At 66.4% G+C, this 22,773-nt stretch carries 20 protein-coding genes; 8 read left to right on the top strand and 12 right to left on the bottom strand.

The window, feature by feature from the left end; genetic code table 11:
- Positions 1–13 precede the first annotated feature (13 nt).
- Positions 14–1,132, top strand: coding sequence for a pyridoxal phosphate-dependent aminotransferase (locus IEY28_RS01820; protein ID WP_188994000.1), 1,119 nt, complete (start codon positions 14–16; stop codon positions 1,130–1,132).
- A 1-nt stretch (position 1,133) separates the two neighbouring features.
- Here the strand turns inward: IEY28_RS01820 and IEY28_RS01815 are convergent, their stop codons facing one another.
- Genes IEY28_RS01815 through glmS form a run of 7 tightly spaced genes read right to left on the bottom strand, consistent with a single transcriptional unit; the run spans position 1,134 to position 8,289 of the window.
- Positions 1,134–1,922: an ABC transporter permease gene (locus IEY28_RS01815; protein WP_188993997.1), complete on the bottom strand. Its 789-nt coding sequence runs from the start codon at positions 1,920–1,922 to the stop codon at positions 1,134–1,136.
- Positions 1,915–2,901 carry an ATP-binding cassette domain-containing protein gene (locus IEY28_RS01810; RefSeq protein ID WP_188993995.1) on the bottom strand — a complete coding sequence of 329 codons (987 nt, stop codon included), beginning with the start codon at positions 2,899–2,901 and terminating at the stop codon, positions 1,915–1,917. The genes IEY28_RS01815 and IEY28_RS01810 overlap by 8 nt, the downstream gene beginning before the upstream one ends.
- A 47-nt stretch (positions 2,902–2,948) precedes the next feature.
- Positions 2,949–3,995, bottom strand: coding sequence for an L-malyl-CoA/beta-methylmalyl-CoA lyase (gene citE, locus IEY28_RS01805; RefSeq protein ID WP_188993993.1), 1,047 nt, complete (start codon positions 3,993–3,995; stop codon positions 2,949–2,951).
- Positions 3,992–5,080 (bottom strand): 2-methylfumaryl-CoA hydratase, encoded by a 1,089-nt coding sequence (gene mch, locus IEY28_RS01800; protein ID WP_188993991.1) that lies wholly within the window; start codon positions 5,078–5,080, stop codon positions 3,992–3,994. Before mch ends, citE begins: the two co-directional genes overlap by 4 nt.
- Complete coding sequence (locus IEY28_RS01795; RefSeq protein ID WP_188993989.1) at positions 5,077–6,402, bottom strand: methylaspartate ammonia-lyase; 1,326 nt, start codon at positions 6,400–6,402, stop codon at positions 5,077–5,079. The genes mch and IEY28_RS01795 overlap by 4 nt, the downstream gene beginning before the upstream one ends.
- The gene (locus IEY28_RS01790; RefSeq protein WP_166968980.1) at positions 6,392–7,846 is read right to left on the bottom strand and encodes a methylaspartate mutase subunit E; all 1,455 of its coding nucleotides are present in this window, start codon (positions 7,844–7,846) and stop codon (positions 6,392–6,394) included. Before IEY28_RS01790 ends, IEY28_RS01795 begins: the two co-directional genes overlap by 11 nt.
- A 2-nt stretch (positions 7,847–7,848) precedes the next feature.
- Positions 7,849–8,289 (bottom strand): methylaspartate mutase subunit S, encoded by a 441-nt coding sequence (glmS, locus tag IEY28_RS01785; protein ID WP_188993987.1) that lies wholly within the window; start codon positions 8,287–8,289, stop codon positions 7,849–7,851.
- Positions 8,290–8,410: 121 nt separating this feature from the next.
- Between glmS and mct the strand changes: the two genes are divergently transcribed.
- The 5 genes from mct to IEY28_RS01765 all read left to right on the top strand — a co-directional run bounded on the left by mct (position 8,411) and on the right by IEY28_RS01765 (position 15,792).
- Positions 8,411–9,601: a succinyl-CoA:mesaconate CoA-transferase gene (gene mct / locus IEY28_RS01780; protein WP_188993984.1), complete on the top strand. Its 1,191-nt coding sequence runs from the start codon at positions 8,411–8,413 to the stop codon at positions 9,599–9,601.
- Positions 9,602–9,801: 200 nt separating this feature from the next.
- A complete protein-coding gene (locus IEY28_RS01775) occupies positions 9,802–11,772 on the top strand; it encodes a methyl-accepting chemotaxis protein (RefSeq protein WP_188993982.1) in 1,971 nt (656 codons plus the stop codon).
- Positions 11,773–11,901: 129 nt separating this feature from the next.
- Complete coding sequence (locus tag IEY28_RS01770; protein WP_188993980.1) at positions 11,902–14,346, top strand: ATP-dependent DNA helicase; 2,445 nt, start codon at positions 11,902–11,904, stop codon at positions 14,344–14,346.
- A 90-nt stretch (positions 14,347–14,436) separates the two neighbouring features.
- Positions 14,437–14,598, top strand: a complete 162-nt coding sequence (locus IEY28_RS20885) for a DUF7563 family protein (RefSeq protein WP_262176004.1) — start codon at positions 14,437–14,439, stop codon at positions 14,596–14,598.
- A 117-nt stretch (positions 14,599–14,715) separates the two neighbouring features.
- On the top strand, positions 14,716–15,792 hold the full coding sequence (locus IEY28_RS01765) for an ArsA family ATPase (RefSeq protein ID WP_188993978.1): 1,077 nt from the start codon (positions 14,716–14,718) through the stop codon (positions 15,790–15,792).
- 1 nt (position 15,793) lies between these two features.
- Here IEY28_RS01765 and IEY28_RS01760 read toward each other — a convergent pair whose 3' ends face one another.
- The 4 genes from IEY28_RS01760 to IEY28_RS01745 all read right to left on the bottom strand — a co-directional run bounded on the left by IEY28_RS01760 (position 15,794) and on the right by IEY28_RS01745 (position 19,427).
- The gene (locus tag IEY28_RS01760) at positions 15,794–16,615 is read right to left on the bottom strand and encodes an SDR family NAD(P)-dependent oxidoreductase (protein ID WP_188993976.1); all 822 of its coding nucleotides are present in this window, start codon (positions 16,613–16,615) and stop codon (positions 15,794–15,796) included.
- 54 nt (positions 16,616–16,669) lie between these two features.
- Positions 16,670–17,482: an endonuclease V gene (locus IEY28_RS01755; protein ID WP_188993973.1), complete on the bottom strand. Its 813-nt coding sequence runs from the start codon at positions 17,480–17,482 to the stop codon at positions 16,670–16,672.
- Position 17,483: 1 nt separating this feature from the next.
- On the bottom strand, positions 17,484–18,422 hold the full coding sequence (locus IEY28_RS01750; RefSeq protein ID WP_188993971.1) for a rhomboid family intramembrane serine protease: 939 nt from the start codon (positions 18,420–18,422) through the stop codon (positions 17,484–17,486).
- 75 nt (positions 18,423–18,497) lie between these two features.
- Entirely contained in the window at positions 18,498–19,427 is a 930-nt protein-coding gene (locus IEY28_RS01745) for a response regulator (protein ID WP_188993969.1), read from the bottom strand.
- 431 nt (positions 19,428–19,858) lie between these two features.
- Here IEY28_RS01745 and IEY28_RS20880 point away from each other — a divergent pair, with 431 nt between their 5' ends.
- Positions 19,859–19,993, top strand: coding sequence for a DUF7503 family protein (locus IEY28_RS20880; protein WP_420842320.1), 135 nt, complete (start codon positions 19,859–19,861; stop codon positions 19,991–19,993).
- Positions 19,994–20,116: 123 nt separating this feature from the next.
- Here IEY28_RS20880 and IEY28_RS01740 read toward each other — a convergent pair whose 3' ends face one another.
- Positions 20,117–22,189 (bottom strand): CHAT domain-containing protein, encoded by a 2,073-nt coding sequence (locus IEY28_RS01740; RefSeq protein ID WP_188993967.1) that lies wholly within the window; start codon positions 22,187–22,189, stop codon positions 20,117–20,119.
- A 131-nt stretch (positions 22,190–22,320) separates the two neighbouring features.
- On the opposite strand from IEY28_RS01740, the gene IEY28_RS01735 reads away from it, so the two are divergent.
- A complete protein-coding gene (locus IEY28_RS01735) occupies positions 22,321–22,773 on the top strand; it encodes a DUF5788 family protein (RefSeq protein WP_166972977.1) in 453 nt (150 codons plus the stop codon).

The raw sequence follows: 22,773 nt of genomic DNA, 5'->3' as shown, positions 1-22,773 counted from the left end.
GTCGAGCGACGGTATGGACTACGAGACGCCACAGTTTTTCCGGGTGATGCAGTACGCGGCCCGGGCCGACCGAGACGTGGTCGACATGGTCTCGGGCAACCCCGACTGGGACCCGCCCGAGGGGGTCCGGGACGGTCTGCGAGACTACGCCGAGGCCGACGCCGACGCGTTCCAGTACGCCCCCAGTCGCGGCCTCAAGTCCCTTCGTGAGGAGATAGCCGCCAGACGCGGGGTCGACGTATCGCGGGTCGTCGTCACCAACGGCGCGGGCGAGGCCAACCACCTCGCGATGACCGGCGGCATGGACCACTTCCCCGGCGACGAGATTCTGCTGACCGACCCCGTCTATCCCTACTACGCCGGCCGTGCGAGCTTCCTCGATGCCGAGACGACGATCGTCTCCGTCGACGAGGACGGCCACCTCGACCCCGATGCGGTCAGAGCCGCCGCCAGCGAGGAGACGAGCGTCGTCGTCGTCAACTCGCCGAACAACCCGACCGGCGCGGTGTACGGCGCCGACGCCATGGCCGAGTTCGTCGCAATCGCCGAGGAGTACGACGCCCTCCTCGTCAGCGACGAGGTGTACGACCACTTCGACTACGCCGGCCGGTTCACGTCGGCACTGGAACAGGACTCGCCGAACGTCGTCGCGACCAACTCCTTCTCGAAGTCGATGGCTATCACCGGGTTCCGGGTCGGCTACGCCGTCTTCCCGTCGCCCGACGGCCCGGCCGGTGATCTCGTCGACCGCGCCGGCACACGACACATGCTGACCAACGTCAGCGGGAGTCGCCCCGCCCAGTACGCCGTCGAGCGAGCCTTACGGACCACCTCGCCGGAGTACTACGCGAAGTGCCGCCGACGGCTCGAACGACGCATCGATACGTTCTGTGGGGCACTGGACGCCGCCGGTGCGGAGTACAATCGACCCGAGGGCGGGTTCTACGTGATGGCTCGCTTCCCGGAGTTCGCCGGCAGTTTCGCGAACGTCTACGAACTTATCGACGACGCCGGCGTCGCCGGGATGCCCGGCGAGGCCTTCGGCGAGTCGCGGTCGGACTGGATACGGTTCGCACTGGTAACGCCACGCATCGAGGAGGCGGCCGAGCGACTGGCGGCGTTCTTCGAGTAGGTCAGACGGCCTCGACCCGCCGGAACAGCGCCGCGCCGAGTGCCACCGTCAGGACGGCGGCGATCACCATCGCGCCGAAGTCGACGACGAGCGCTCGCTCGGAGTAGCCCACCAGCGCCCCTCGGAGGCCGTCGACACCGTAAGTGAGCGGATTGAGGTAGCCGACGACTTGGAGGGGCGCGGGCAGGTTCGAGAGGGGGTAGAACGCCCCCGAGAGGAAGGCCAGCGGAAAGAGCGCGAAGTTGACGATGAGGTTGTACCCCTGCGTGTCCTTGAACTGCGAGGCCATCGCCAGTCCGAGGCCGATGAACGTCGCGGCGACGAGGACGAGGAAGACGACGGCGACGCCGACGCCGACGAGCGACACCGGTCGGAACCCGAGCGGCACCGCCAGCACGAGGATGAGCAGTGCTTGCAGCATCGTGGTCGTCGCACCGCCGGCGATGCGGCCGACGACGACGGCGGTACGACTCACCGGCGCGACCAGAATCTCCTTCAGGAAGCCGACTTCCCGGTCCGAGAGCACCGCCAGCCCGGTGAACGACGCCGAGAACAGCATCGTAAAGCCGAGGATGCCCGGCACGAGGTACTCCAGATACGACAGCGACGACGGAATCGACCCGAAGCGGGCGTCGCTGAACCCGAAGCCGAAGAACACGAGGATGAAGAAGGGGCCCAACAAGAGGCCGACGACGCGGCTCTTGGCCCGCCAGAACCGCACGAGGTCGCGCTTCCAGAGCCCGTAGACGGCGACGGCCTCCCGGCCGAGTCGGCCGGATCCGTCAGTCATCGTCGGCCTCCGTCTCTGCCGCCACGGCGACACCAGGGCCCGTCTCGTCGGCCGCTTCGACGGTGCGGCCCGTCAGCGAGAGGAACACGCGTTCGAGCGTCGGGCGGTCGACGGAGACGGTCGAGACGCCGGCCACCTCGCTGGCGGCGGTGACGAGCGCCGCGACCCGACGCTCGCCGTCGTCGACGCCCACGTCGAGGCCGTCACCAGTCCGGGTCACCGACCGGACCCACGGCGCGTCGCCGACCGCCCGCTCGACGGCCGCCGGGCCGTCGGTCCCGAGCCGTATCACGTCACCGCCCAGTCCGTCTTTCAACGCGTCGGGCGCGTCGAGTGCGACGACGCTGCCGTCGTCGACGATAGCGACCCGGTCGCATAGGGCGTCGGCCTCCTCCATGTAGTGGGTCGTCAGCACGACGGTGACGCCGGCCTCGCGGTTCAGGCGAGCGACGTACTCCCGGACGGTCTTGCGCGTCCCCGCGTCCAGTCCCACGGTCGGTTCGTCCAGAAAGAGGACCGCCGGTTCGTGGAGGAGGCCGCGGGCGAGTTCCAGCCGTCTCGCCATCCCGCCGGAGTACTCGCCGACGGGCTTGTCGGCGTCGTCGGCGAGGTCCACGAGGTCCAGCACCGTCGCCGTCCGCTCCCGGCGACGCTGCTTGCGAATGCCGTACAGACGGGCGTGAAAGCGGAGGTTCTCCCGCCCGGTCAGTTCCTCGTCCAGAGCGGGTTCCTGAAACACGACGCCGATGCTCGACCGGACGCCGCCGGGGTCGGCGACCACGTCGTGGCCGGCGACGCGAGCGGTCCCCTCGCTCGGTCTGAGCAGCGTACAGAGCGTGTTGACGAGCGTGGACTTCCCGGCCCCGTTGGGGCCGAGCAAGCCGAGAATCTCGCCCTCGGCGACCGAGAAAGAGACGTCGTCGACGGCCACGAGGTCGCCGTACCGTCGCGTCAGTCCGTCCACCTCGATGGCGTTCATCGACGGCTAAAGGGGCTGGACGGGCTTGAAGATTGGTCCGCCGCCGGTCAGTTGAAGACGAGGTCCACGTCGAGTGCGCGCTCCAACAGACTGTCGTCGTAGTACTCGCCGGTCTGGTCCGGGTGGGCCTCGTCGATGGCTCGCACCGTCAGGACCGTGTTGGCGAAGTTCTTGTACGTCGCTTCGTCGACCATCTGCCCGTCGACGACGACGGCACCGGTGCCCTCGCGTTTGGCGTCGTTGAACGCCTCTATCTTCGAGAGGTCCCGGTCCAGTTCCTCGGTACTGGGCATGTGGATGCGGTTGGCCTGCGCGGTCTGTTTGGGGTGGAGCGACCACGACCCGTCGATGCCGATGGTCGCCTCGTGTTCGACCTGGTCGGCGTACCCCTCGGCGTTGTAGTAGGTGACGCCGGCGCGTTCGTGGAACAACTGGTCGAACGGGCCGCCGATGGAGACGATGCCCGCGGCGCTCGTCTCGTTGGACATCGCTTCGAGTAGCCCGTCCCAGCGCGGTCGCTCGCCGTGCATCGCCCGGCCGCCCAGTTCCGCCGTGTAGTCGACGGGGCCGAAGACGATGCCCGAGAGTCGGGAGTCGGTGGCGAACTGGCAGATCTCCCGGAGGTCCGAGCGGGCGGCCGCCGTCTCCAGAATGATGGCCATCTCCAGCGTCTCGTCCCCCAGACCCGCCTCGCGTTCGGCGTCGGCCAGCACCCCGGCGGCCTCGCGCACGTCGTCGAGGCGGCCGACCTTCGGGAAGACGACGCCGTCGAGATGCTCGCCCACCTCGCTGGCGAGGCGGCGGACCTGCTCGGTCCCGCGCTCGCGGAACTGCGCGCCGTCGTAGGCCCACTCGACGCGCGGGAGAATCTTCCCGGCGAAGTCGGGGGCGTGGTCGGGGACGCGCTCGACGATGTTGTCGACGGCCTCCTCCTTCATCGACGGTGCGGTGCCGTCCTCGATGTCAGGCACCAGCCAGTCCGGCGTGTTGAACCCCTCGCTGGTGAGGCCGGATTCGAGGAACTTCGCGCTGTCGTCACGCGGGACGGCAGCGGGTGCGGTCTGGAACGTGCGGCAGAGTCGTGTGTCTGTCATTGGTATCGCTGAACGAGTGCGGTTCGCCGGCCGCTGTAGACCGGGGTGTTGTCCTGATTGAACGCGACGTGTTCGAACGTGACCGCACCGACCGCCTCGGGGCCGGCGTCGCCGTCACAGTCGAGGACGCGGGTGAAGCCGTATATCGTATCGCCGAGCGTGACGAACGAGTGGAACCGCTCGTCCGCGAAGCGGCGTTCGCGGTAGGTGGCCTCGTCCGAGCGAGCGTGTGCGAGTGCGATAGAGCGCGTCACGTCGCCGTAGGCGACGATGTCGCCCGAGGGCGAGTCGGCCATCTCGTCGCGGTTGTGGTGCTGACGGGCGGTGTTGAGCGTCGCCAGCGGCAGGCCCGCGACCAACTGGTCGTCCATCGTCCGGCCGCGCTCGTGACGGTAGGCGACGGCGGCGCTCTCCGCCTCGGCGTCGTCGAGGGCGTCACGGAAGTCCTCGAAACGACCGCCCTCGGGCGCGAGTAGTGTCTCGGGCAGGTCCGGCCCGCCATCCGGGTCGTCGGGACGGCCAGTGGCCTCCCCGCCGCCGTCCGTCGCCGCCGGCTCCCGGCGCGGAATCATGTTCGTCCGCTGGTAGGAGACGAGCGTCTCGCCCGTCTCGCGGTCGCGGCCTTCCGTCGCCCACGTCACGATGCCGTAGGCCGGCCGGGACGAGGAGGTCCGCGTGTCGACGACGCGAGAGGTGACGGCGAGTTCGGTGCCCGGCCGTGCGGACCGGTGGAACTCGACGTCGGTGCGCCCGAGGAAGTAGCCGCCCTTCTCCGAGAGGTCCTCGACGGTGATACCCATCACGCAGGCCAGCAGGTAGTCAGGGTGGACGGGCACGTCCTCGAACCCGCGTTCGCGGGCCGTGTCGGAGCGCCAGTACGCCGGGTCGTGGTTCAGCGTCTGGCCCATCCACTGCTCGCTACCGTGTTGGGAGAGGCGGAGTCCGGGGTCGTGGGTGAGTTCGTCGCCCTCCGCGAAGAACTCGAAGTAGTGGCCCTTCTCGCGGGTGTCGGCCCGGTCCAACAGGGCGTCGAACGTCGCCCCGTCCGAACAGTCGATGGCGTCGGGGTCGCTCCAGTCAGTCATCGGCCTGCCCCTCCCGTCGGCCGCCACGCCTCGCGGCTACCGCCGCTCGGCCCTCCGGCGGACTCGCTCCCGGTGGGCGCTGCGTCCGCCCGAGCGAGCGCCCGTCGCATCTCGTTGGTGACGACCATGAACCCCTCGTCGAAGCCCATGCCGGGCTTGGCGAGGACCTGTGCGGCATCGGTGGCGAGTGCGACGTGGGCGCAGGCCCGCGCCGAGGTGACTGTCTCGTTGCAGGTCCCGCCGAGGTACGCGCGGGTGTCCGTGCCGTCGCAGTACAGCACGGCCTCTGCGGAGCGCTGGACGCCGCCGAGGTCCGGCGTCTTCACCTGCACCACGTCGGCCGCGCCCGCGTCGACGAACGCCCGCACGTCCTCGAAGGTGTTGCACCACTCGTCGGCAACGACGTCGACGTCGACACCCGCGTCGGCTAACCCGTCGCGCAACTCGGCCATCTGCTCGATTTGCGCGGTACGGCCGCCGGCGTCCATCGGTCCCTCGACCTGGAGGGGGTACGGCGCGGCGGCCTCCCGGAGCGTCTCGAAGTAGTCGGTGACCTCGGTGCGGTCGTACGGCGGGCCGAACACCTTCCCGAGGATGCCGTAGACGTCGACGTGGAACCGCGGCGCGTAGTTCTCGGGGCCGAGTTCGGCCGCTCTGTCGGAGAGCCACGCGAGATACTCGCGCAGGCCCTCGCCGTCCTCACCCACCTTCTCGACGCTGTTGAACAGGCCGTGGGGGAGGACGGGGACGCCCTTGATGAGCATCTTCTCGGCGTTGGTCCGCCGTTCGTCGCCCGACTGGCCGAACACCGGGACGGGCGTCGTCGCCGGGTCGGTGTCGTAGGCCGCCGCGAGGACGGCCGTCGGTGTCTGCCCCCGGGCGCGAGCGGCGGCGTTCAGGAGCGCCTGCGAGACGCCGTAGCGGACCGCCGTGTGGAGGCGGTCGCCGCCCGAGCGCGCTGGGTCGATAGCCTCCAGCGCCTCCGCGTTCTCCCGGAACAGGGTCGCGTCCCGGCCCCGGAGCGTGTCGGCGACGCTCCCCTCGACGACCGGGCGGTATTCGCTGGCCCGAAAGAGCGGGTCCCGACCGCCCGCGCCGGAGTACTGGACGGCGGCACAATCGCCCGTGACGACGGAGCCGTCGGCGAGTTCGAGTTCCACGATGAGACACTCGCCGGCCTCGCGCACTCGCTCGAACCCGTCGGTCTTCGGTTGGCCGTCGTAGGCAAAGCCCCGCTGGGTTGCGCCGTCTTTGATAGCGCGCTGGTCGTCGAAGAAGAACCCGGAGAGGCCCGGCACCGCACGGATTTCCTCAATCCGCATCGCTGGCACCTCCCTGTTTGCCGCTCGGTCGCCCGATGAGTTTCCCGTCGCTGATGGCGTCGACGTCGTCGGCGACCATCCGGAACGACTGGTCACGGCCCTCCGTGCGGGCGCGTTCGCCCAGTCTGGCCTTGTGGGTCTCCTTGATGTCGTCGGGGAGAGCGAGGTCCGCGAACTCGAAGATGCGCACCCGGCCGTCGTCGTCACGGGCCGGGAGGACCGCACCGGCGGCGGCGTCGCTCGGCGCGAACGGGACGTCCATCGCGCCGGAGTCGAACGCCTCGATGACCCCCTGTGCGACGTCGCCGTCGCCGGCCTCGTAGATGGCGTCCATCAGGTGGCGGGTCGCACGCTCGATGAGTTCTCGTTCCTCGGCGATACCGTTGAGGTCGATGTCTTGCTCTATCATCATATCGATGAGCTGTCTAGTAGTGCGCAAGCCGGAGGCGTTGGCCTCCTTCGTCGGGACGCCCTGGAACTCCTGTGGGGACTTCGTGATGACCTTGTCCGGTTTGGCGACGGCGGCCGTCGCGCCGCCGAGGCTGATGACGCCGTTGGCGCGGGCCTCGTCCGGCGGGAACCCGCCCATCCACTCGTGGAAGACGGTGGTGACGGTCACCGAGTCTGGCAGGAACTCCTCGCCGAGTTTCCGCAAGGCTCGGAGCGCGGCGACGTCCTGTACGACGTTGCCGACCTGTCCGTAGCCCAGCGTAATCGAGCGGACACCCTGTGTCGCGGCGAGTTGGCCCTCCACGAGCATCACCGCGATGGCGATACACGGCGGGACGAGGGTCCCGGTCAGCGGGCCGAACGGTTCGCGGTTGATGGTGACGCCGCGCTCGGTGTAGGCACCACAGAGCCGGTCGACGAACTGCCAGTGTTCGATTGTCGTCGCCAAGTCGTGCCGTTTCGTGTAGGGGATGTTGTAGGAGATGGGGCCTCCCTCGAAGGACTGGAACCCACCGGCGAGGGTGACCATCGCCAGCAGGCGGGCGTCCGGCGTGCCGTGGCGCACCTCGATCGGGGCGTCCAGTGCGCGGATGAGTCGGCGACAGTCCTCGACGCCGTGGTTCACCGCGGGGAAGCCGTTGAGTTCGTCCGTGTCACCGTTTCGAGAGGCTGCGAGGCCTTCCTCCGCCTTCTCGTACTGGTTGTCGCGCGTGTACGAGTCGATAGTGGTGGGTAACAGGTCGGCACCACCCTCTTCTTGGAGGTAACGGAGGAGGTCTATCTGGTCTTCGAGCAGGGGAACGCCGGCACGGGGCTGTAGCAGTGGTCTGTCTGCGGATTCGAGGACGGGCGCGAACTGCTTGCTCGCGGGAAGGGACTCGTGGAAGACGATAGCCTCCTCGAAGTCGACCTGTCGGCCTGTGTGCCAGTTGTCCCGCAAGTCGTTCGCGATGTGCTGTAGCTCGTCGGCGTCGAGCTTCGTGTCCGTGAGCATGGTCAGCTATCGACCCTGACCTGCTCGCCCTCGGTGGTCGTGAGGTTGAGGTCCCTGCGGAGGTCCGCGATGGCGTCTTCGGGGTCGGTCTCCGCGTCGAAGACCCGGTCGAAGCCCATCTCGCGGAACGTCTCGCGCGTGGACTCGAAGTCGTCCTGCCCGACGGCGAGGTTGCCGCCGACGTACGTCAGGACGTCGAGCCCTTCGGAGTCCAATAGGTCGTGGAACCCCTCACAGTCCTGCCGGGCGTGCCCGTACAGCGAGGAGACCAGTACAGCCTCGGCGCCGTGAGCTTTCGCAGCGTCGGCGAACTCGGCCTGTGAGGTCTGGACGCCGAGGTTGACGACCTCGAAGCCAGCGGCCGAGAGCGCCTGCTCGAGAATCGTGATACCGACGACGTGGGCGTCGGATCCAATCACGCCGAGAATGACGGTCCGGGGCATGTACGACACTCTGGTCGCGGCGGCGGTATAAACTTAATGGTCTTTCATGATAATACGTCCCTAGAGAATATATAATGATTTATCACCAAGATTTATCACGTCGCCGGCTGTCGGATTCGCCATGGGTGCGCTTGCCGACCTGCGGGTGATCGACCTGACGCAGGTCCTGTCCGGACCGTACTGCACGATGCTGCTCGCGGACATGGGCGCGGACGTGGTAAAGGTCGAGCGACCCGGCGGGGACATGATTCGCTCGAACCCGCCGTTCGTCGACGACCCCGAGGCGGAGGCCTACGGCGGCTACTTCCAGAGTGTCAACCGCGGCAAGCGCTCGCTGGAACTGGACCTGCGGACCGACGAGGACCGCGAGGCGTTCCTCTCGCTGGTCGACCACGCCGACGTGGTCGTCGAGAACTTCAAGGCCGGGACGATGGAGAAGTTCGACCTCGGCTACGAGACTCTACGCGAGCGCAATCCCCAGCTAATCTACTCCTCGATTCGGGGCTTCGGCGACCCGCGTACGGGCGAGACACATCGGCAAGGGCAGCCGTCGTTCGACCTCATCGCGCAGGCGCTCGGCGGCGTCATGGAGATAACCGGCCCCGAGGACGGCCCGCCGACGAAGGTGGGGCCGGGCGTCGGCGACATCTTCACCGCGGCGCTGAACGCCGTCGGCATCCTCGCCGCCGTCCATCACCGGGAGCGGACCGGCGAGGGGCAGTACGTCGACACGGCGATGTACGACGCGATGGTGTCGCTGGCCGAGCGGACCGTCTATCAGTACTCCTGTGACGGCGAACCGCCGACTCGACAGGGGAACTCCCACCCGACGCTGTTCCCCTACGACGCCTTCGAGGCCGCCGACGGCCACGTCGTCGTCGCGGCGTTCAACGACCGCCACTGGCAGACGCTCTGTGAGGCGATGGACCGGCCCGACCTCGCGGCGGCGTACCCGGCGACGCCCGACCGCCTCCGTAACCGCGAGCAGTTGCGCGCCGAGATCGCCGAGTGGACCCGCCAGCAGACGACCGACGACCTCGTGGAACTCCTCGACGGCCGCGTCCCGGTGGCCCCGGTACAAGACACCAGCGAGATATTCGAGGATCCGCACGTCCACGCCCGGGAGATGCTCGCCGACGTCACCCAACCGGGTGCCGACGACGAGATGACTGTCGCCGGTAGCCCCATCAAGATGACCGAGACGAATCCTCGGCCCCGTGGTCGCGCTCCCCTGCTGGACGAACACCGGGAGGAACTGCTCGGGGACGAGGAGTCTACGGGCGACCGCCAGCGCGCGGAAAGCGACGACTAACGCCGTTCGTCGTGAAGCGTCGGGGCGTCCCCGTCTACGGCACGGCGGTGCTTCTGGCGATGATGATCGTGGTTCTGCTCTTCGTGGCCGGCGAGTCGAGCGCAGCGAGACGCCGTATACGATGACCGGTTAGTAGTGTGATTACAATTATTGATAACACGCCCCATTCGCTTTTGTCGAATTGTAACGAGTCTAGAGGTATGACAGGCGCTACTTCGAGATCCGAAGACAGCGTCCCCGGTGTGAATCGGTGGATGCAGATGCTTCGGGATTTTGTCAAGTACACCCCGAGCGGTGACTCGATTCCCACGGAGACGTGGCGGAGTCGGCACCGGAAAATCGTCGGCCTCGTGCTGGCACACGTCCCGTTTCTCCTGCTCCTCGGGCTGTTCGAGGGGACGGAGACGCTCGTCACGGGTGCGACGATTCCGTCGGTTCCGCTGTCTACCGCCCTACTCGAACTCGGTCTCATCGTCGCTATCGTTGCCGTCTCGACCGTCTCGCGACTCCCACGTCGGCTACGGACCGCGCTTGCCACAACAGGACTCCTCTCGACGTCCGTCGTCCTCGTTCACTTCTCCGGCGGGTACATCGAGGCGCACTTTCACTTCTTCGTCGGGATGGCCGTCGTCGCCGTCTACGAGGACTGGGTGCCGTTCGCCCTCGGAATCGGATACGTCGTGCTCACACACGGCGTCTTCGGGATGATCAATCCGAGTCGCGTCTACAACCATACCGCCGCCATCAACAACCCGTGGGTCTGGGGCCTCATCCATGGGGTGTTCGTCCTCGCGCTCGCCATCGCGTTGATGTCTCACTGGTACTCGACCGAGCGGTCGCGTGAAGAGGCAAACGAGCGACTCCAGCAAGCACAGGAGAGGAGTCAAGAGATAGCCGATCTCGAAGCCAAACAGGCGGAAATAGAGGAGGCCAGGGCCGAAGCCGAGGAACTGAAAGCCGAGGCCGAGGCCAAACAGCGAGCCGTCGAGCAAACCAACGAGGCCCTCGAAGCGAAAGCCGACGCCTACAGTGCGGCCATGACACGGGCGGCCGACGGTGACCTCAGCGTCCGGCTGGACGCCCAGAGCGAGAGCGAGGCCATGGCCCAAATCGCCGAGTCGTTCAACGAGATGATGGCCGAGACGGAATCGGCGATGCGAGAGATACAGACGTTCGCAGCGGAAGTCACGGCCACCAGCGACGAGGCGAACGTCGGCACGGAAGAGGGAAAGCAGGCGAGTGAGGAGGTGAGTCGGTCGATTCAGAAGATTGCCAGCGGGGCGAGCGACCAATACGAGATGCTCGAAACCGTCTCCGCCGAGATGACGGAGCTATCAGCGACGGTCGAAGAAGTCGCCGCGTCGGCCGAGACAGTCTCCGAGGCGGCCAGTGAGACGACCGAAATCGCCGACACCGGTGAACAGACCGCAGCGCGAGCGCTCGACGACGCACGGGACGTGCAGGCGGCCATCGATACGACGCTCGAGAACGTCGAACGGCTCGACGAACAGATGGCCGAGATCGGTGACATCGTCGAACTCATCGGCGATATCGCCGAACAGACGAACATGCTCGCGCTGAACGCGAACATCGAAGCCGCGCGGGCCGGTTCCGGCGGCGAGTCGACGAGCGGTGACGGCTTCGCTGTCGTCGCCAACGAAGTCAAACAGTTAGCCGAAGAGACGCAGACGTCCGCGACGGAAATCGAACAGCTCATCGAAGAGACACAGTCCCAGACGGAGACGACCGTCGAAGAGGCCCGAGCGGCCGAGCGGTACATGGAAGAAAGCGCCGAGGCGGTCGAGGAGGTCGCCGACGCGTTCACCGACGTCGCCGAGAACGCCCAAAAGACGGACAGCGGCATCCAGGAGATAAGCAATACGACCGACGAGCAGGCCGCGAGCACGGAAGAAGCGGTGTCGATGGTCGAAGAGGTGGCCGATATCAGTCGGACGACCGCCGACGAGACCGAGACCGCGTCCGCGGCCGCAGAGGAACAGGCCGCCTCGATGTCGGAGGTCAGCGGCAACGTCGAATCGCTCAGTGAGCAGGCCGAGCGCCTCCAGTCGCTGCTGGCAAAATTCGACGTGAGCGGTGCGAACTCGACAGGGCGGCCCGATTCTGTGACGGGTGCGGCGACCACTATCGAGGACGGCGGACAACCGGAGTAGTCCGGCGTCGTCCTCGGCCCGTTTTTCGACCTGTCTGCGGTCACTGCGTCGCCCGCGGTCGAGGCGTGATGTCGCTCCGGTACCGGCGAACCCGGCGGTTCAAATACCGGGCCGCCTAATCCTGTGCCGATGCGGGACACGGCCTCGTCAGGCGACGAGTCATGGCGGCAGTACTTCGGCTTCGAGGCACCGTACGAGAACCAAGCCGACGCCGTCGAGCGCGCCATCGAGGCCGGGAAATCGCGTGGCTTTCTGGCGATGGAGGGACCCTGTGGCACCGGCAAGACGATGGCGGCGCTGACCGCCGCGGCCCACCTCGTTCGGGACACCGACCGCTACGAGCGAGTCGTCGTCGTCACGCCAGTCAAACAGCAGTTACAGCAGTTCGTCGACGACCTGCGCACGCTGAACGCCGGCGTCGAGGACCCGTTCGACGGCATCGCGCTGGTCGGGAAGACGGACCTCTGTCCGTACGGACGGGAGGGCCAGTTCCCCGACGACGTGGGCACCCACGACCGCTGTGAGGACCTGCGCGAGGCGACGGCCAGACTCGTCGAGGACGACGGCCGCTCGGACGGGGCCGCCGTCGCCGAGACGGCCATCCAGACCGACGTCGACGACGAGGACCAGTGGTGGGACCCGCGCAAGGGCCAGAACCTCGCCGCGGCCGCCAGACCCGACGCCACCGCTCAGACCCGAATCGGCGAGGACACGCTCTCGACGGCGGGCGCGGCCTCACCGTACCGCCCCGAGCAACCCACAGCACCCGAATCGATGGCCGAGAGCGACGACCCGCCGCTCTACTGCCCGTTCGAGGCAGACTGGTACGCACGGAACAAGGGGTCTCCGGTGGACTTCTCGGCCGGACCGAACAACGTCGTGACGCTGGAGGACTACCTCCCGGCGGCGGTCGAACGGGGCACCTGCCCGCATCGCGTGATGGGCGTGATGCTGGAGCAAGCCGACGTGGTCGTTGGCAACTACAATCACCTCTTCGACCCGACCGCTCGACCGCTGCTGTCGTCGATTCTCGACGACCAGACGTTCGTCGTCGTCGACGAGGCCCACCGCCTCGAAGAGCGGGTTCGGGACCTGCTCTCCGATAGACTGGGCAGGCAGACCATCACGCAGGCGCGCAACGACTGTAACCTGCTGGTCCAGCGCGCCCAGCAGAGCGCCGACCACAAGCAACAAGTCCGGGAAATCCTCTCGGCCCGCGAGGTACCGCTCGAAGCGGTCGACCACGCCCGGAAGTTCTACGACGACCTCGGTCGGTGGCTGGACGACCGCGTGGCGTCGTTCCTCGACGCGGAACACGAGGGATGGCGGGCGAACCCCGAGACACTGCCCGAGCACGACCGAGAGATACCGCTCCGGGACCCCGACACCGTCGAACAGGACGAACTCACCGAGTGGGCCGAAAAGAAGGGGTACGACGGACAGCTCTGGCGCTCGCTGTCGAAAATCGGGGCGGCCGTCGAGGACGCCATCGACCAACTCGGACTGGCCCGCCAACCGGTGTGTGCCGCCGTCGGCGTCATCGCCGGACAGTGGTGGGAGCGGGATCACTCGACGTTTTTGCGGGAGATAGAACTCGAACACTCGCCGAAGGAGTCCCGGAGCACCGACGCCGACTACGAGGTCGTCTACACGGCGGGCCTGCTCTGCTACAACTGCATGCCGGCGATGGCGCTGCGGGACGCCTTCGACGAGTTGGGCGGGGGTGTGCTGATGAGTGCGACGCTCGAACCGCTCGGCGTGTTCACGCGCGTCTCTGGACTGGACGCGTTGGCCGAGACGGACGACGGCGACGACGCGGACGACCTGACGCGCCCGGTCCGGACGACGACGTACGACCTCCCGTTCCCGCAAGCGAACCGCGCGTCGTACCTCGTGGACGCGCGGCCGTTCACCGCTCGCAATCGAGGCGACCCCGAGGCGATGAAACCGCTCGGCGAGAACTGGAACCCGACCCGCGACGAGTACGCACAGGCGCTCCGGGCCATCGCTCGCTCGCCGGGCAACGTCATGGTGGCGATGCCGAACTACCGGGAGGCGCGCTGGGCGGGGGCGTATCTACAGGAGGCCGTCGAGAAACCCGTCGTCGTCGACGAGTCGTCCAGCAACGAGGCGACCGAACGCCGCAAACAGGCGTTCTTCGGCGGTGACGGGAAGGTGCTGGTCACGTCGACCCGGGGGACGCTGACCGAAGGCGTCGACTACGACGGCGAGAAGCTGTCGACCTGTGCCGTCGTCGGCGTGCCGCTTGTCAACATCGGCTCACCTCGGGTCCGAGCGGTCCAGCGGGCCTACGGCGACGCCTTCGGCGACGAGAACGCCTTCGAGTACGCGCTGACCGTCCCGGCCGTCCGCCGCGCGCGCCAAGCCATCGGTCGCGTCATCCGCGGGAGCGAGGAGGTCGGCGTTCGTGCGTTCGTCGGACGGCGGTACACGCCGGACGCGCGCCACTCCGTCTATCCCTTTTTGCCGGAAGGCGAACGCACAGAGTTCACCCGCATGACACCGGCGTTCCTCGCCGACCAACTCGATTCGTTCTGGCGAAACCGCGATTAATGCCGGGTAGTTCGCCTGGAAGGAGTTATTAACCGGAGCTTTTGGTTGGCAACAAAAAGCCTATACAGAATCATTCGAGTGTTACAAGAGATGCCCGAGTGTCAAAACTGCGGTGAGTTCGTAACCGAGCAGTACGTGCGGGTCTTCACACCAGAAGCCTCCGAAGCACACGGGCCCAGGGTCTGCCCGAATTGCGAAGACAAACTGCGCGACGGTGCCGAAGTGCGCGAAGCACGGTCCTCCCGCCAGTAGCGCCGACCGGTCCCCGTGAGTGGTCCCCCGTCGGACGACGCACCCGACGCCGACGGCACACCGGACCCATCGCGTCGTTTTCGGGAAGTACTCAAGGCCAGAGACGTAGCCCCGGGTATGAACAACCTCGACGTCGAGGCAGTCGACGACATCGACGCGCCGACCGGTGTCGACGCACCTGACTACGTGCTATACGGCGGCAAAGGCGGCGTCGGCAAGACGACGTGTGCCGCCGCCACCGCACTGGCCTCCGCCCGCGACGGGACGGCGACGCTCGTCGTCTCGACGGACCCCGCCCACTCGCTGTCGGACACGCTGGAGACGCAGATTCCCGCGACCCCGACGCGAATCCGAGACGACGTCCCGCTGTTTGCCGCCGAAATCGACCCCGAGGAAGCCGTCGGCGAGGGCCCCCTCGGCATGGAAGACGACGCGCTGGGCGGTCTCGGCGGGATGCTCGGCGGGGACGACGGTCCGCTCGGCGGCGGTGGCGGCGCCAGCGACGGCGGTCCCGTCGGCGGCGAGGACGGCCTCCTCGGCGGGTCGATGCCCGGGGCCGACGAGGCCGCCGCGATGCGTCTCCTGCTCGATTACATCGACGACGACCGGTTCGACCGCGTCGTCGTGGACACCGCACCGACCGGCCACACGCTCCGACTGCTGGAACTGCCCGAGACGATGGACTCGATGGTCGGGAAGATTCTCCAGTTGCGCGAGCGCTTCTCGGGGATGATGGGCAACCTCACCGGGATGTTCGGCGGCGACGAGGAGGTCGACCCCGAGGAGGGAATCGAGGACCTGCGCGAACTCAGCGACCGCATCGAGCACCTGCGGGCGATTCTGCGCGACCCGACGAAGACTGACTTCCGTATCGTGATGGTTCCCGAGGAACTCTCCGTCGTCGAGTCCGAACGCCTGCTCGGGCAGTTGCGGGAGTTCGACATCCCCGTCGGCACCGTCGTCGTCAACCGCGTGATGCAGGACCCCAGCGAGGTGCTCGGTCAGGAAGTGGACATCGCCGGGCCGAACCACGACGACTGCGAGTTCTGTGCCCGCCGCTGGCAGGTCCAACAGGACGCTCTCCGTCGCGCACAGGACCTGTTCCGGGGCCACGAGGTCCGCCGGGTCCCGCTGTTCGCAGAGGAGGTCCACGGCGAGCGACTGCTCGCCGTCGTGGCGGCCTGTCTCGACTGAGTCAGTCGAGTAGCTTTCGGACGACCGAGAGCGCGGCGTCGCGCCACCGAGCGGGGGCGTGCCGTGCGAGCAGGAGGAGTTTCGCACCCTCGCCGACGGGGTAGCGAGGGGCGGGGTCGCTGGCGTTGGCGGCGTCGCGGACGGTCAGCGCGACGGCGCCCGGCGTCACCGAGACGGCGTCCCTGACGCCGGCGAGTCGCGAGTCTTCCCGTGCCTGATAGAGCCAGTCGTACGCCCCGGTCTGTTCGGCGTTCGGTCCCCGTTCTGCTTCGTCCTCGCCCGCGGTCTGAACGGGACCGGGTTCGACGACGACCACGTCCACGTCGAACTCCGCCGCCTCGACGCGGAGCGCGTCGCTCAGACCCTCGACGGCGAACTGGGAGGCCGCGTAGCCACCCTGTCCCGGGAGGGAGAGGCGGCCCGCAACGCTGGAGACGGTGACGACGGTCCCGTTCTCCCGGGCGCGCATGTGTGGCAAGACCTCTCGGACCATCCGGTGGGTGCCGAGCAGGTTGCGGTCGAATTGGGCCTCTAGGTCGGCCGTCGAGACGTCCTCGACAGCGCCGAACTGGGCCGTTCCCGCGGCGTTCACCAGACAGTCGATGCGTCCCGTCTCGTCGACCACGTCCTCGACGACGCGTTCACACTCGCGCGCGTTCGTCACGTCGAGTTCGGCCGTCTCACAGCCGTCCTCGGCGAGGGCGGTCAGGTCGGCCTCGTCGGCGGCCGTCGCCCACACGCGCCAGTCGTCGTCCAGAAACGCCTCGGCGGTCGCGCGACCGACGCCGCCGGCCGCACCCGTAATCAGCACCGTCTTGGCCATGGCGGGCCCGACACGCCCCGGACAATTAAGCTCACCCGGTCGCGGTCGGCCGTCTCACACGTCGGTCTTGACCTCGTCGGCGTAGTCATCCGCCAATCGGGTCGGCTCGGGGAGCTTGTAGCCAGCGGCCGTCGCCAACACGAGGTCCGCGGCCGTCTCGGCGCTGACGCGGTGGCCGGGACTGACCAGAAGCGGGTTGACGTACTGCGTCTCTGACTCGTACTGCCGCGTCTGGACGGCGTACCCGATGCAGACCCCGTTTTCGGCCGTCTCCACTTCGTCGTCGGCGTCGATCGGGACTCGCGCGCCTTCGGGGAGTTTGCGGTCCAGCGACTCGCGGGGGGTTCCACAGAGGAGGTTCTTCGCGACGCCGACCGTCGGCACGTCGAGGGTGACGCCGACGTGCGTCGCGAGGCCCGCCTCGCGGTAGTGGATGCGGCCACTCCCGTCGACGAACACGATATCGGGTTCGTGGTCGAGTTCGGCGAACGCCGAGAGGATGGCCCCGCCCTCGCGGAAGGAGAGCAGTCCGGGAACGTACGGAATCTCCGTCGATTCGACGGCGTACACCCGCTCTACGACCTCGCGGCCGCGCAGGACGACGACGGCCGAGACGGCCCGGTCACCGACGAACGCCTGGTCGACGCCCGCGACGAGTGGTCGGTCGGTATCCGGTTCGTCCACAGACCCGTCGCCGGCCTCGCCGAGGGTCGACTGTCCGACCGGCCCGTCGATGGCGACCGATTCGGGGTCGACAGCGTGGTCGTCTTCGAAGACGGCCGCTCGGGCGATGTCCCGCTGGAGCGTCTCCATCTCGGCCGTCGACAGCGACGGGTCGGGGACGAACTCGGGGCGAACGACGTCCATCTCAGAAGGGGCCGCGTCCACCCGGTCCACCCGGGCCGCCGGGGCCACCACCGCCCCGCCCGAACTGGAGTTGGCTGGGCACGCGCATCTGGCTCTTGAACTTCCGACCGTACCAGAGGCCGATGGCGAGGCCGATGAGGTGGGCGGTGTGGGCGATGTTGCCCCCGAGGAGGCCCACGGACCCGGGTGACAGCGACCCGAGGATGCTGAACAGGACGTAGAACCCGGTGATGGCCCAGATTGGCACCGGAATTAGGAAGTAGAGGTACACGCGGAGTCCGGGGTTGAGGACCGTGAGGAACGCCAGAATAGCCAGTGCGGCCCCGCTCGCACCGAGGACGCCGTAGGCGCCGGTCCCCTGCACGGCCTGTAGGGCAATCTGGCCGAGGCCCGCGAGCATCCCCGAGACGAGGAAGAACACCGTGAACCGCTTCGACCCCAACTGCTGTTCGACGATGCGGCCGAAGAAGTAGATGATGATGCCGTTCCCGAGGATGTGGTAGAACCCGCGCGGAGAGTGTGCGAAGACGGAGGTGACCCACGTCCAGACGTACTCCGGGTTATTCGGATGGAGGACGAACAGCGTCTGAAACAGTTGCTGGCTCCCGAGTACCCGGAGGACGACGATCTCGAGGAGGAAGGTGATGGCCATCACCGCGAGGAACACGTAGGTCATGTTCCCGCGGAAGTACGCCATCGGTCCACCGGGACCGGTGTCGAACCCGAGTCGGCCCGTCAGTCCGCCCGACTGCGACGACCCGCCGCTGTCGACGCTGTCGTCGAACCCGCTGTCGAACACGCCTTGCGGGTCGTTCCAGTTGTCCAGTCCCGCACAGTTGTGGGACTCGGGCAACCGGTGTTCGGCACAGAAGGTCCCCCCGCAGTGCCCGCACTGGTAGGGCATGTTTTCTTGCTTACCACAGACGTCACACTCCGACATTGTCGGCTCTTCGGGTGGGCCGTCCAAAGGGGTTGTGCTTGTGCGAGACCGCGACAAAAGCGAGCGTCCGAGGCCCTAGTCCTCGCTCTCCGGGTAGTCGTCTGTCGCCCGGAGGATGCCGATCCACGCCGGCGCGTCGTCGTAGTCGATAGCGCCACCAGAGACTTCGACGGTCACCCGTTCGCCGTCGGCGCAGATACCGGTGAACGTCGACTCGAGCGCCTGAACCCCGTAGTTCTCGGACTGGACGTCCTCGAAGAAGGAACTGTCGTCGGCGGCAGTGATACGCGCGGGCGACGCACCGACGAGTTCGCTCTGCGTGTAGCCGAACGTCTTGGCCAGTTTCCGGTTCACGTAGACGAACTCGTGGTTCTGAACGATGCAAACGCCGGCGATCTCCTGTTCGACGAGGCGCTGATACCACGACAGCGCGTTCCAGAACTGCTGTTCGGTCCGACGTTTCTCGACGGCGTTCTCGACGCGGTTTGCGAGGACTTCGTACTGGTCCGTTCCGGTCCCCTTCTGCATGTAGTCGGTGACACCGGCCTGAATCGCCTCACTCGCTATCTCCTCGCTGCCGTGCCCGGTAAAGAGGATAAACGGAAGGTCGGGATACTGCTCACGGACGATTTCGAGGAGTTCCAGCCCGTCGGTGTTGGGCATCTGGTAGTCGCTGACGACGCAGTCGACGCTCTCCTCGCGCAGGCGGTCGAGCGCGGCCACGGCGCTCGTCTCGCTGACAACGCAGAACTCGTCGTTTACCCGTTCGAGGAACGTCTCTATCAGGTCGCCTATCTGCGGGTTGTCGTCGACGTGCAGAACGCGAATCTGCTGGTCCGTCTCGACCTTCGCCAGCGGAATCGGCACCTCTGACTGCATCTCCTCGGCGGAGTCAGACGACTCCGTTCGGATGAGCGGGGCGTTCCGGTTCGAAGCGCGATGGCTCCCGCGAAGGACGTCGCGCGACAGTTCGATCGTGCCGCCTGCGGTCCCGTCAGTCGTCATGCGCCACCCGTCGACAGCCCGTTTTCGCTCTCAGTACGCCACAGCCCGTCGCTCTCGAAACCTCGATTGCGAGCCAGTCCGGCCCCGCAGTGGGTTGAAATCGGCGACTGCAAGCGGGTGGCGTTCGTATGCTCGTAGTTTGCCATCTGTGCGTAGCTCTACACGACTATCTAGTGGCCGGTCACAAAACAATACTGATAGTGCTGGTAGTGACCTATTACCAATAGTCGATAGCTAGCAAGACACTACGACCGCCAGCCGGGACGGGAGTGACCGTCAGATCCCGACCGGTAGGATAGAATATCGCCCCTGACGGCCCTAACCGTAGGATACAGCGATTCTGCCCATGATTTCGACTTAATATAAGTTTATATATGTCTGAACACTTCAGAAATTTTTAATATAAACTGCGCTGATTGTTTTGCTGTATCATGTCCGATACCACGATGCGAGAGTTCCTCGCAGAACACCCACGCATGGCTGGCGCACTGTTTACGATTCTCCTCCTGCTCACGCAGGCCGGAGGAGCGATGGCGGGAAACAATGCAAGTATCGCTGGCCCTTGAATCTCATTCAAGAGTGTAACTAAGTTCACCTTCCAAACAGCGTGTGCAGGATGAGTAGCTTTTGAGAGCAAAGTACTCTTCAGGGGTCTGGTGTGAGAAAAGAGCTAGATACCGTTCTGTCCGCTAGTCTAATTTTAACGAGGAACTCCAATACAGCATCCCGTCCTTCTTAACAGGCACCTCCTCTAGCTTAAGGAATTTTGACGTTTCTTCCCGTGCCAGAGTGAAGGGCCCTATTTTTCCGGATGCGAGAAAGTAGTTATCGGTATTAGATATAAATGGTGTGAATATCGTACCCATTCCTTTTTGATCGGTCGCATAGCTCGTTATGGAGACGTCAAATTTGCCGCCGGATTCGTCGATTGAGAGCAAGTTAGGTGACCCACCTGCACATTGCGTCACCGTGATCCCGCCGTCGCCGACGACGATGTACTGACCGCCGAGGATACTCTCTTCGCGGGCGATTGTGAGCGCGGCCCTGAGCGGGAATCCGCTGTTGAGTAAGCGGGCGACGGACTCGCCGATACGGACGGCGCCGTCGTTGAGCACCTCGTTGAGCGTGACGATGCCGCCGATAGCGCCCTTTTCGACGAGCGTCAGGCCCTGATGGTAGGAGTTGCAGGCGTTGAGGAGGAAGGTGTCGACGCCGACGTCGTCCAGTGTCGCGGCGTCGAGCGTGCCGTCCTCGCAGGTGAACCCCTCGCGCTCGATGTGGCCGATGTAGTGGAAGAAGTCGGCGTCGGTCGTGAGGACCGTCGCGAGTTCGTCGGTCGTCAGGTTCTCGTGGACGGTTATCTCGAACGGCAGGTCCGAGCGGTTGCCGTACACTTCGTCGGCAACCTGGCGTTCCTCGGCCATCCGGGCGTCGTTCTGGACCACCCTGATGGTGATGTCGCCCTCGGTCGTCTCGCGGTCCAGTCTGTTCTGGAACGCCTCGGGGACGAGTTTCGTCGCGCCAATAGGGACGCCGTCGCCGATCCACGCCTGTTCGAGCGTGTCGTCGGACTGCGGTTCGACGTAGTCCAACCGGCCGTGGTCCGCCTCGGCGTCGGCGCTCGCAGACCGCGTGAAATCGGTCGATCGGGTGAGCGTCTGGTCGACGCCGGCGGGTGTACTGGTGCCCGTCCGCTGGGTCGTCTGATGGGTCCGGACGATGGCGAGGTCGTCGACGACGAACGGCAACTGCGGGGCGGTGGTCGCGGCGGGGTCGACGTGCGTCGTTAACCGCCACTCGGGGACGTGGTCCTCGATGATTTCGTAGGGCACGTCGAGGTAAGCGGCGAGTTGGGCAGTCAGCGGTCGGTCATAAAGCGCCGCGAAGTCGAGGTCGAGGTACGGTTCCACGGCGCGGCGCTCGTGGAGGTCTATCTGGTAGAGCCCCTCGGTCCGGGTCAGGCAGTCGAGGAAGAACAGTCGCTTCAGCGTCCGTTCGACCTCGTGTTCGTAGCCCCTCGGACCCGACAGCGAGTACTCGAAGCCGTCGTCGGTCCACAGGCGCGGCGCCGGCCCGGGGTCGACCGACGCGCCGAGGTAGTACGCGAGGGGGGCGGCGACGTAGACAGACCCGAGGTCCGGTGGGAGTTCGAGGTGGACGCCCGTGTCGGGACGCTCGATAGACGACGGCACGTCGAGGCTGTCGCCGAGTTCGAGCGCCGGCGGGTGGCCCCGAAGCGTGGGATACGAGCGCTCGGGGTCGGTCGTCTTCAGCGCCGACCCGAACGTCTCGACTGCAGCCATCATGTCCACGGGGTCCCCGGTGGTCGTGACCGTCGCCGCGGGCCGTTCGTGGCGCGAGCGGGCACCGACCCGTACCTCGGTCGGGTCGCCGAAGTCGATGCGTGTCTGTTCCATGTCGACGCTGACATCGAAGCCGGTGTCGGCCCGGAGATAGGTCTTGATGCGCGTACAGAGGTCGACGCTGTACGCGCCGTCAGGAACCGTCTCGGCTTCGAACTGCTTGACCTCTGCGACCATCTGGCCCGCCGTGTCACGGACGTAAACCGGAACGACGGTCGGGAGGACGATGCTGCTCGTGTGAATGCTGACCGCCGACCCGACTGGGAAACGGAATCCGTCGGTCGAAACCGGCGTCGGCGAGACGGGCGAGGAGGTGTACAGTCGGTAGCGCTGACGCTCGACCGGGTCGATTATTTCGACCCCGGGCTTGTCCGCTGTCGTCTCGAACGTTAGGGACATCTTACTGTGAGCCACCGAACTGTCGACGTTCGTTACGTACTGATATAGGAATAGAGAGAACGAAAAAGATACCGACGCGGTCACTGCCCCGAACGAAGCGGGTAAGACCCCGTGGGTCGAAAGGAATGGTAGTGCAAGAGTTCGAGCGCAAACAGCTGTTAGAGCGCATCGAACGGGATGGTGCAACCGTCGGTATGGCGATCCCCGACGAGATCACCGTCCAGGGGGAAGCGATAGACCTGCAGTCGTTCGTCTTCGAGATAAAGCGCCGGGACACGATACCGCGCGGCGAGCGCGAGCGGGTCGACCGGGCGAAGAAGAACCTCCGACGCGAGCGTATCGAGCGCAAGGACCTGATAGAGGACGGAGAGATAAGCTACGAGCGCGGTGAGGAACTCGCCGAGGCTATCATCGGCATCGACCGCGCGCTGAACGCACTCGAACAACTCGGTCCAGCGGACCTCGAAGCGGAGGCGAAGGCCCAGGAGACCGCCGACACCAAGCGCTGGATGAAGTTCCTGCGGAAGGCGCTGGGCCACGAGGACGCAGATTCCGGCACGGGCCGTGCCGGTCGAGGGAGATAA

The organism is Haloarcula pellucida, from assembly GCF_014647235.1.
Classification (GTDB): Archaea; Halobacteriota; Halobacteria; order Halobacteriales; family Haloarculaceae; genus Haloarcula; species Haloarcula pellucida.
Note: the sequence above shows the minus strand (reverse complement) of the source record. Positions and strands in the feature narration are given on the sequence as shown.

Excerpts from the sequence above, each read along its gene's own strand:
- IEY28_RS01820 (WP_188994000.1), top strand. The coding sequence starts at position 14 with ATGGACTACGAGACGCCACAGTTTTTCCGGGTGATGCAGTACGCGGCC.
- IEY28_RS01815 (WP_188993997.1), bottom strand. The coding sequence starts at position 1,922 with ATGACTGACGGATCCGGCCGACTCGGCCGGGAGGCCGTCGCCGTCTAC.
- IEY28_RS01810 (WP_188993995.1), bottom strand. The coding sequence starts at position 2,901 with ATGAACGCCATCGAGGTGGACGGACTGACGCGACGGTACGGCGACCTC.
- citE (WP_188993993.1), bottom strand. The coding sequence starts at position 3,995 with ATGACAGACACACGACTCTGCCGCACGTTCCAGACCGCACCCGCTGCC.
- mch (WP_188993991.1), bottom strand. The coding sequence starts at position 5,080 with ATGACTGACTGGAGCGACCCCGACGCCATCGACTGTTCGGACGGGGCG.
- IEY28_RS01795 (WP_188993989.1), bottom strand. The coding sequence starts at position 6,402 with ATGCGGATTGAGGAAATCCGTGCGGTGCCGGGCCTCTCCGGGTTCTTC.
- IEY28_RS01790 (WP_166968980.1), bottom strand. The coding sequence starts at position 7,846 with ATGCTCACGGACACGAAGCTCGACGCCGACGAGCTACAGCACATCGCG.
- glmS (WP_188993987.1), bottom strand. The coding sequence starts at position 8,289 with ATGCCCCGGACCGTCATTCTCGGCGTGATTGGATCCGACGCCCACGTC.
- mct (WP_188993984.1), top strand. The coding sequence starts at position 8,411 with ATGGGTGCGCTTGCCGACCTGCGGGTGATCGACCTGACGCAGGTCCTG.
- IEY28_RS01775 (WP_188993982.1), top strand. The coding sequence starts at position 9,802 with ATGACAGGCGCTACTTCGAGATCCGAAGACAGCGTCCCCGGTGTGAAT.
- IEY28_RS01770 (WP_188993980.1), top strand. The coding sequence starts at position 11,902 with ATGCGGGACACGGCCTCGTCAGGCGACGAGTCATGGCGGCAGTACTTC.
- IEY28_RS20885 (WP_262176004.1), top strand. The coding sequence starts at position 14,437 with ATGCCCGAGTGTCAAAACTGCGGTGAGTTCGTAACCGAGCAGTACGTG.
- IEY28_RS01765 (WP_188993978.1), top strand. The coding sequence starts at position 14,716 with ATGAACAACCTCGACGTCGAGGCAGTCGACGACATCGACGCGCCGACC.
- IEY28_RS01760 (WP_188993976.1), bottom strand. The coding sequence starts at position 16,615 with ATGGCCAAGACGGTGCTGATTACGGGTGCGGCCGGCGGCGTCGGTCGC.
- IEY28_RS01755 (WP_188993973.1), bottom strand. The coding sequence starts at position 17,482 with ATGGACGTCGTTCGCCCCGAGTTCGTCCCCGACCCGTCGCTGTCGACG.
- IEY28_RS01750 (WP_188993971.1), bottom strand. The coding sequence starts at position 18,422 with ATGTCGGAGTGTGACGTCTGTGGTAAGCAAGAAAACATGCCCTACCAG.
- IEY28_RS01745 (WP_188993969.1), bottom strand. The coding sequence starts at position 19,427 with ATGACGACTGACGGGACCGCAGGCGGCACGATCGAACTGTCGCGCGAC.
- IEY28_RS20880 (WP_420842320.1), top strand. The coding sequence starts at position 19,859 with ATGTCCGATACCACGATGCGAGAGTTCCTCGCAGAACACCCACGCATG.
- IEY28_RS01740 (WP_188993967.1), bottom strand. The coding sequence starts at position 22,189 with ATGTCCCTAACGTTCGAGACGACAGCGGACAAGCCCGGGGTCGAAATA.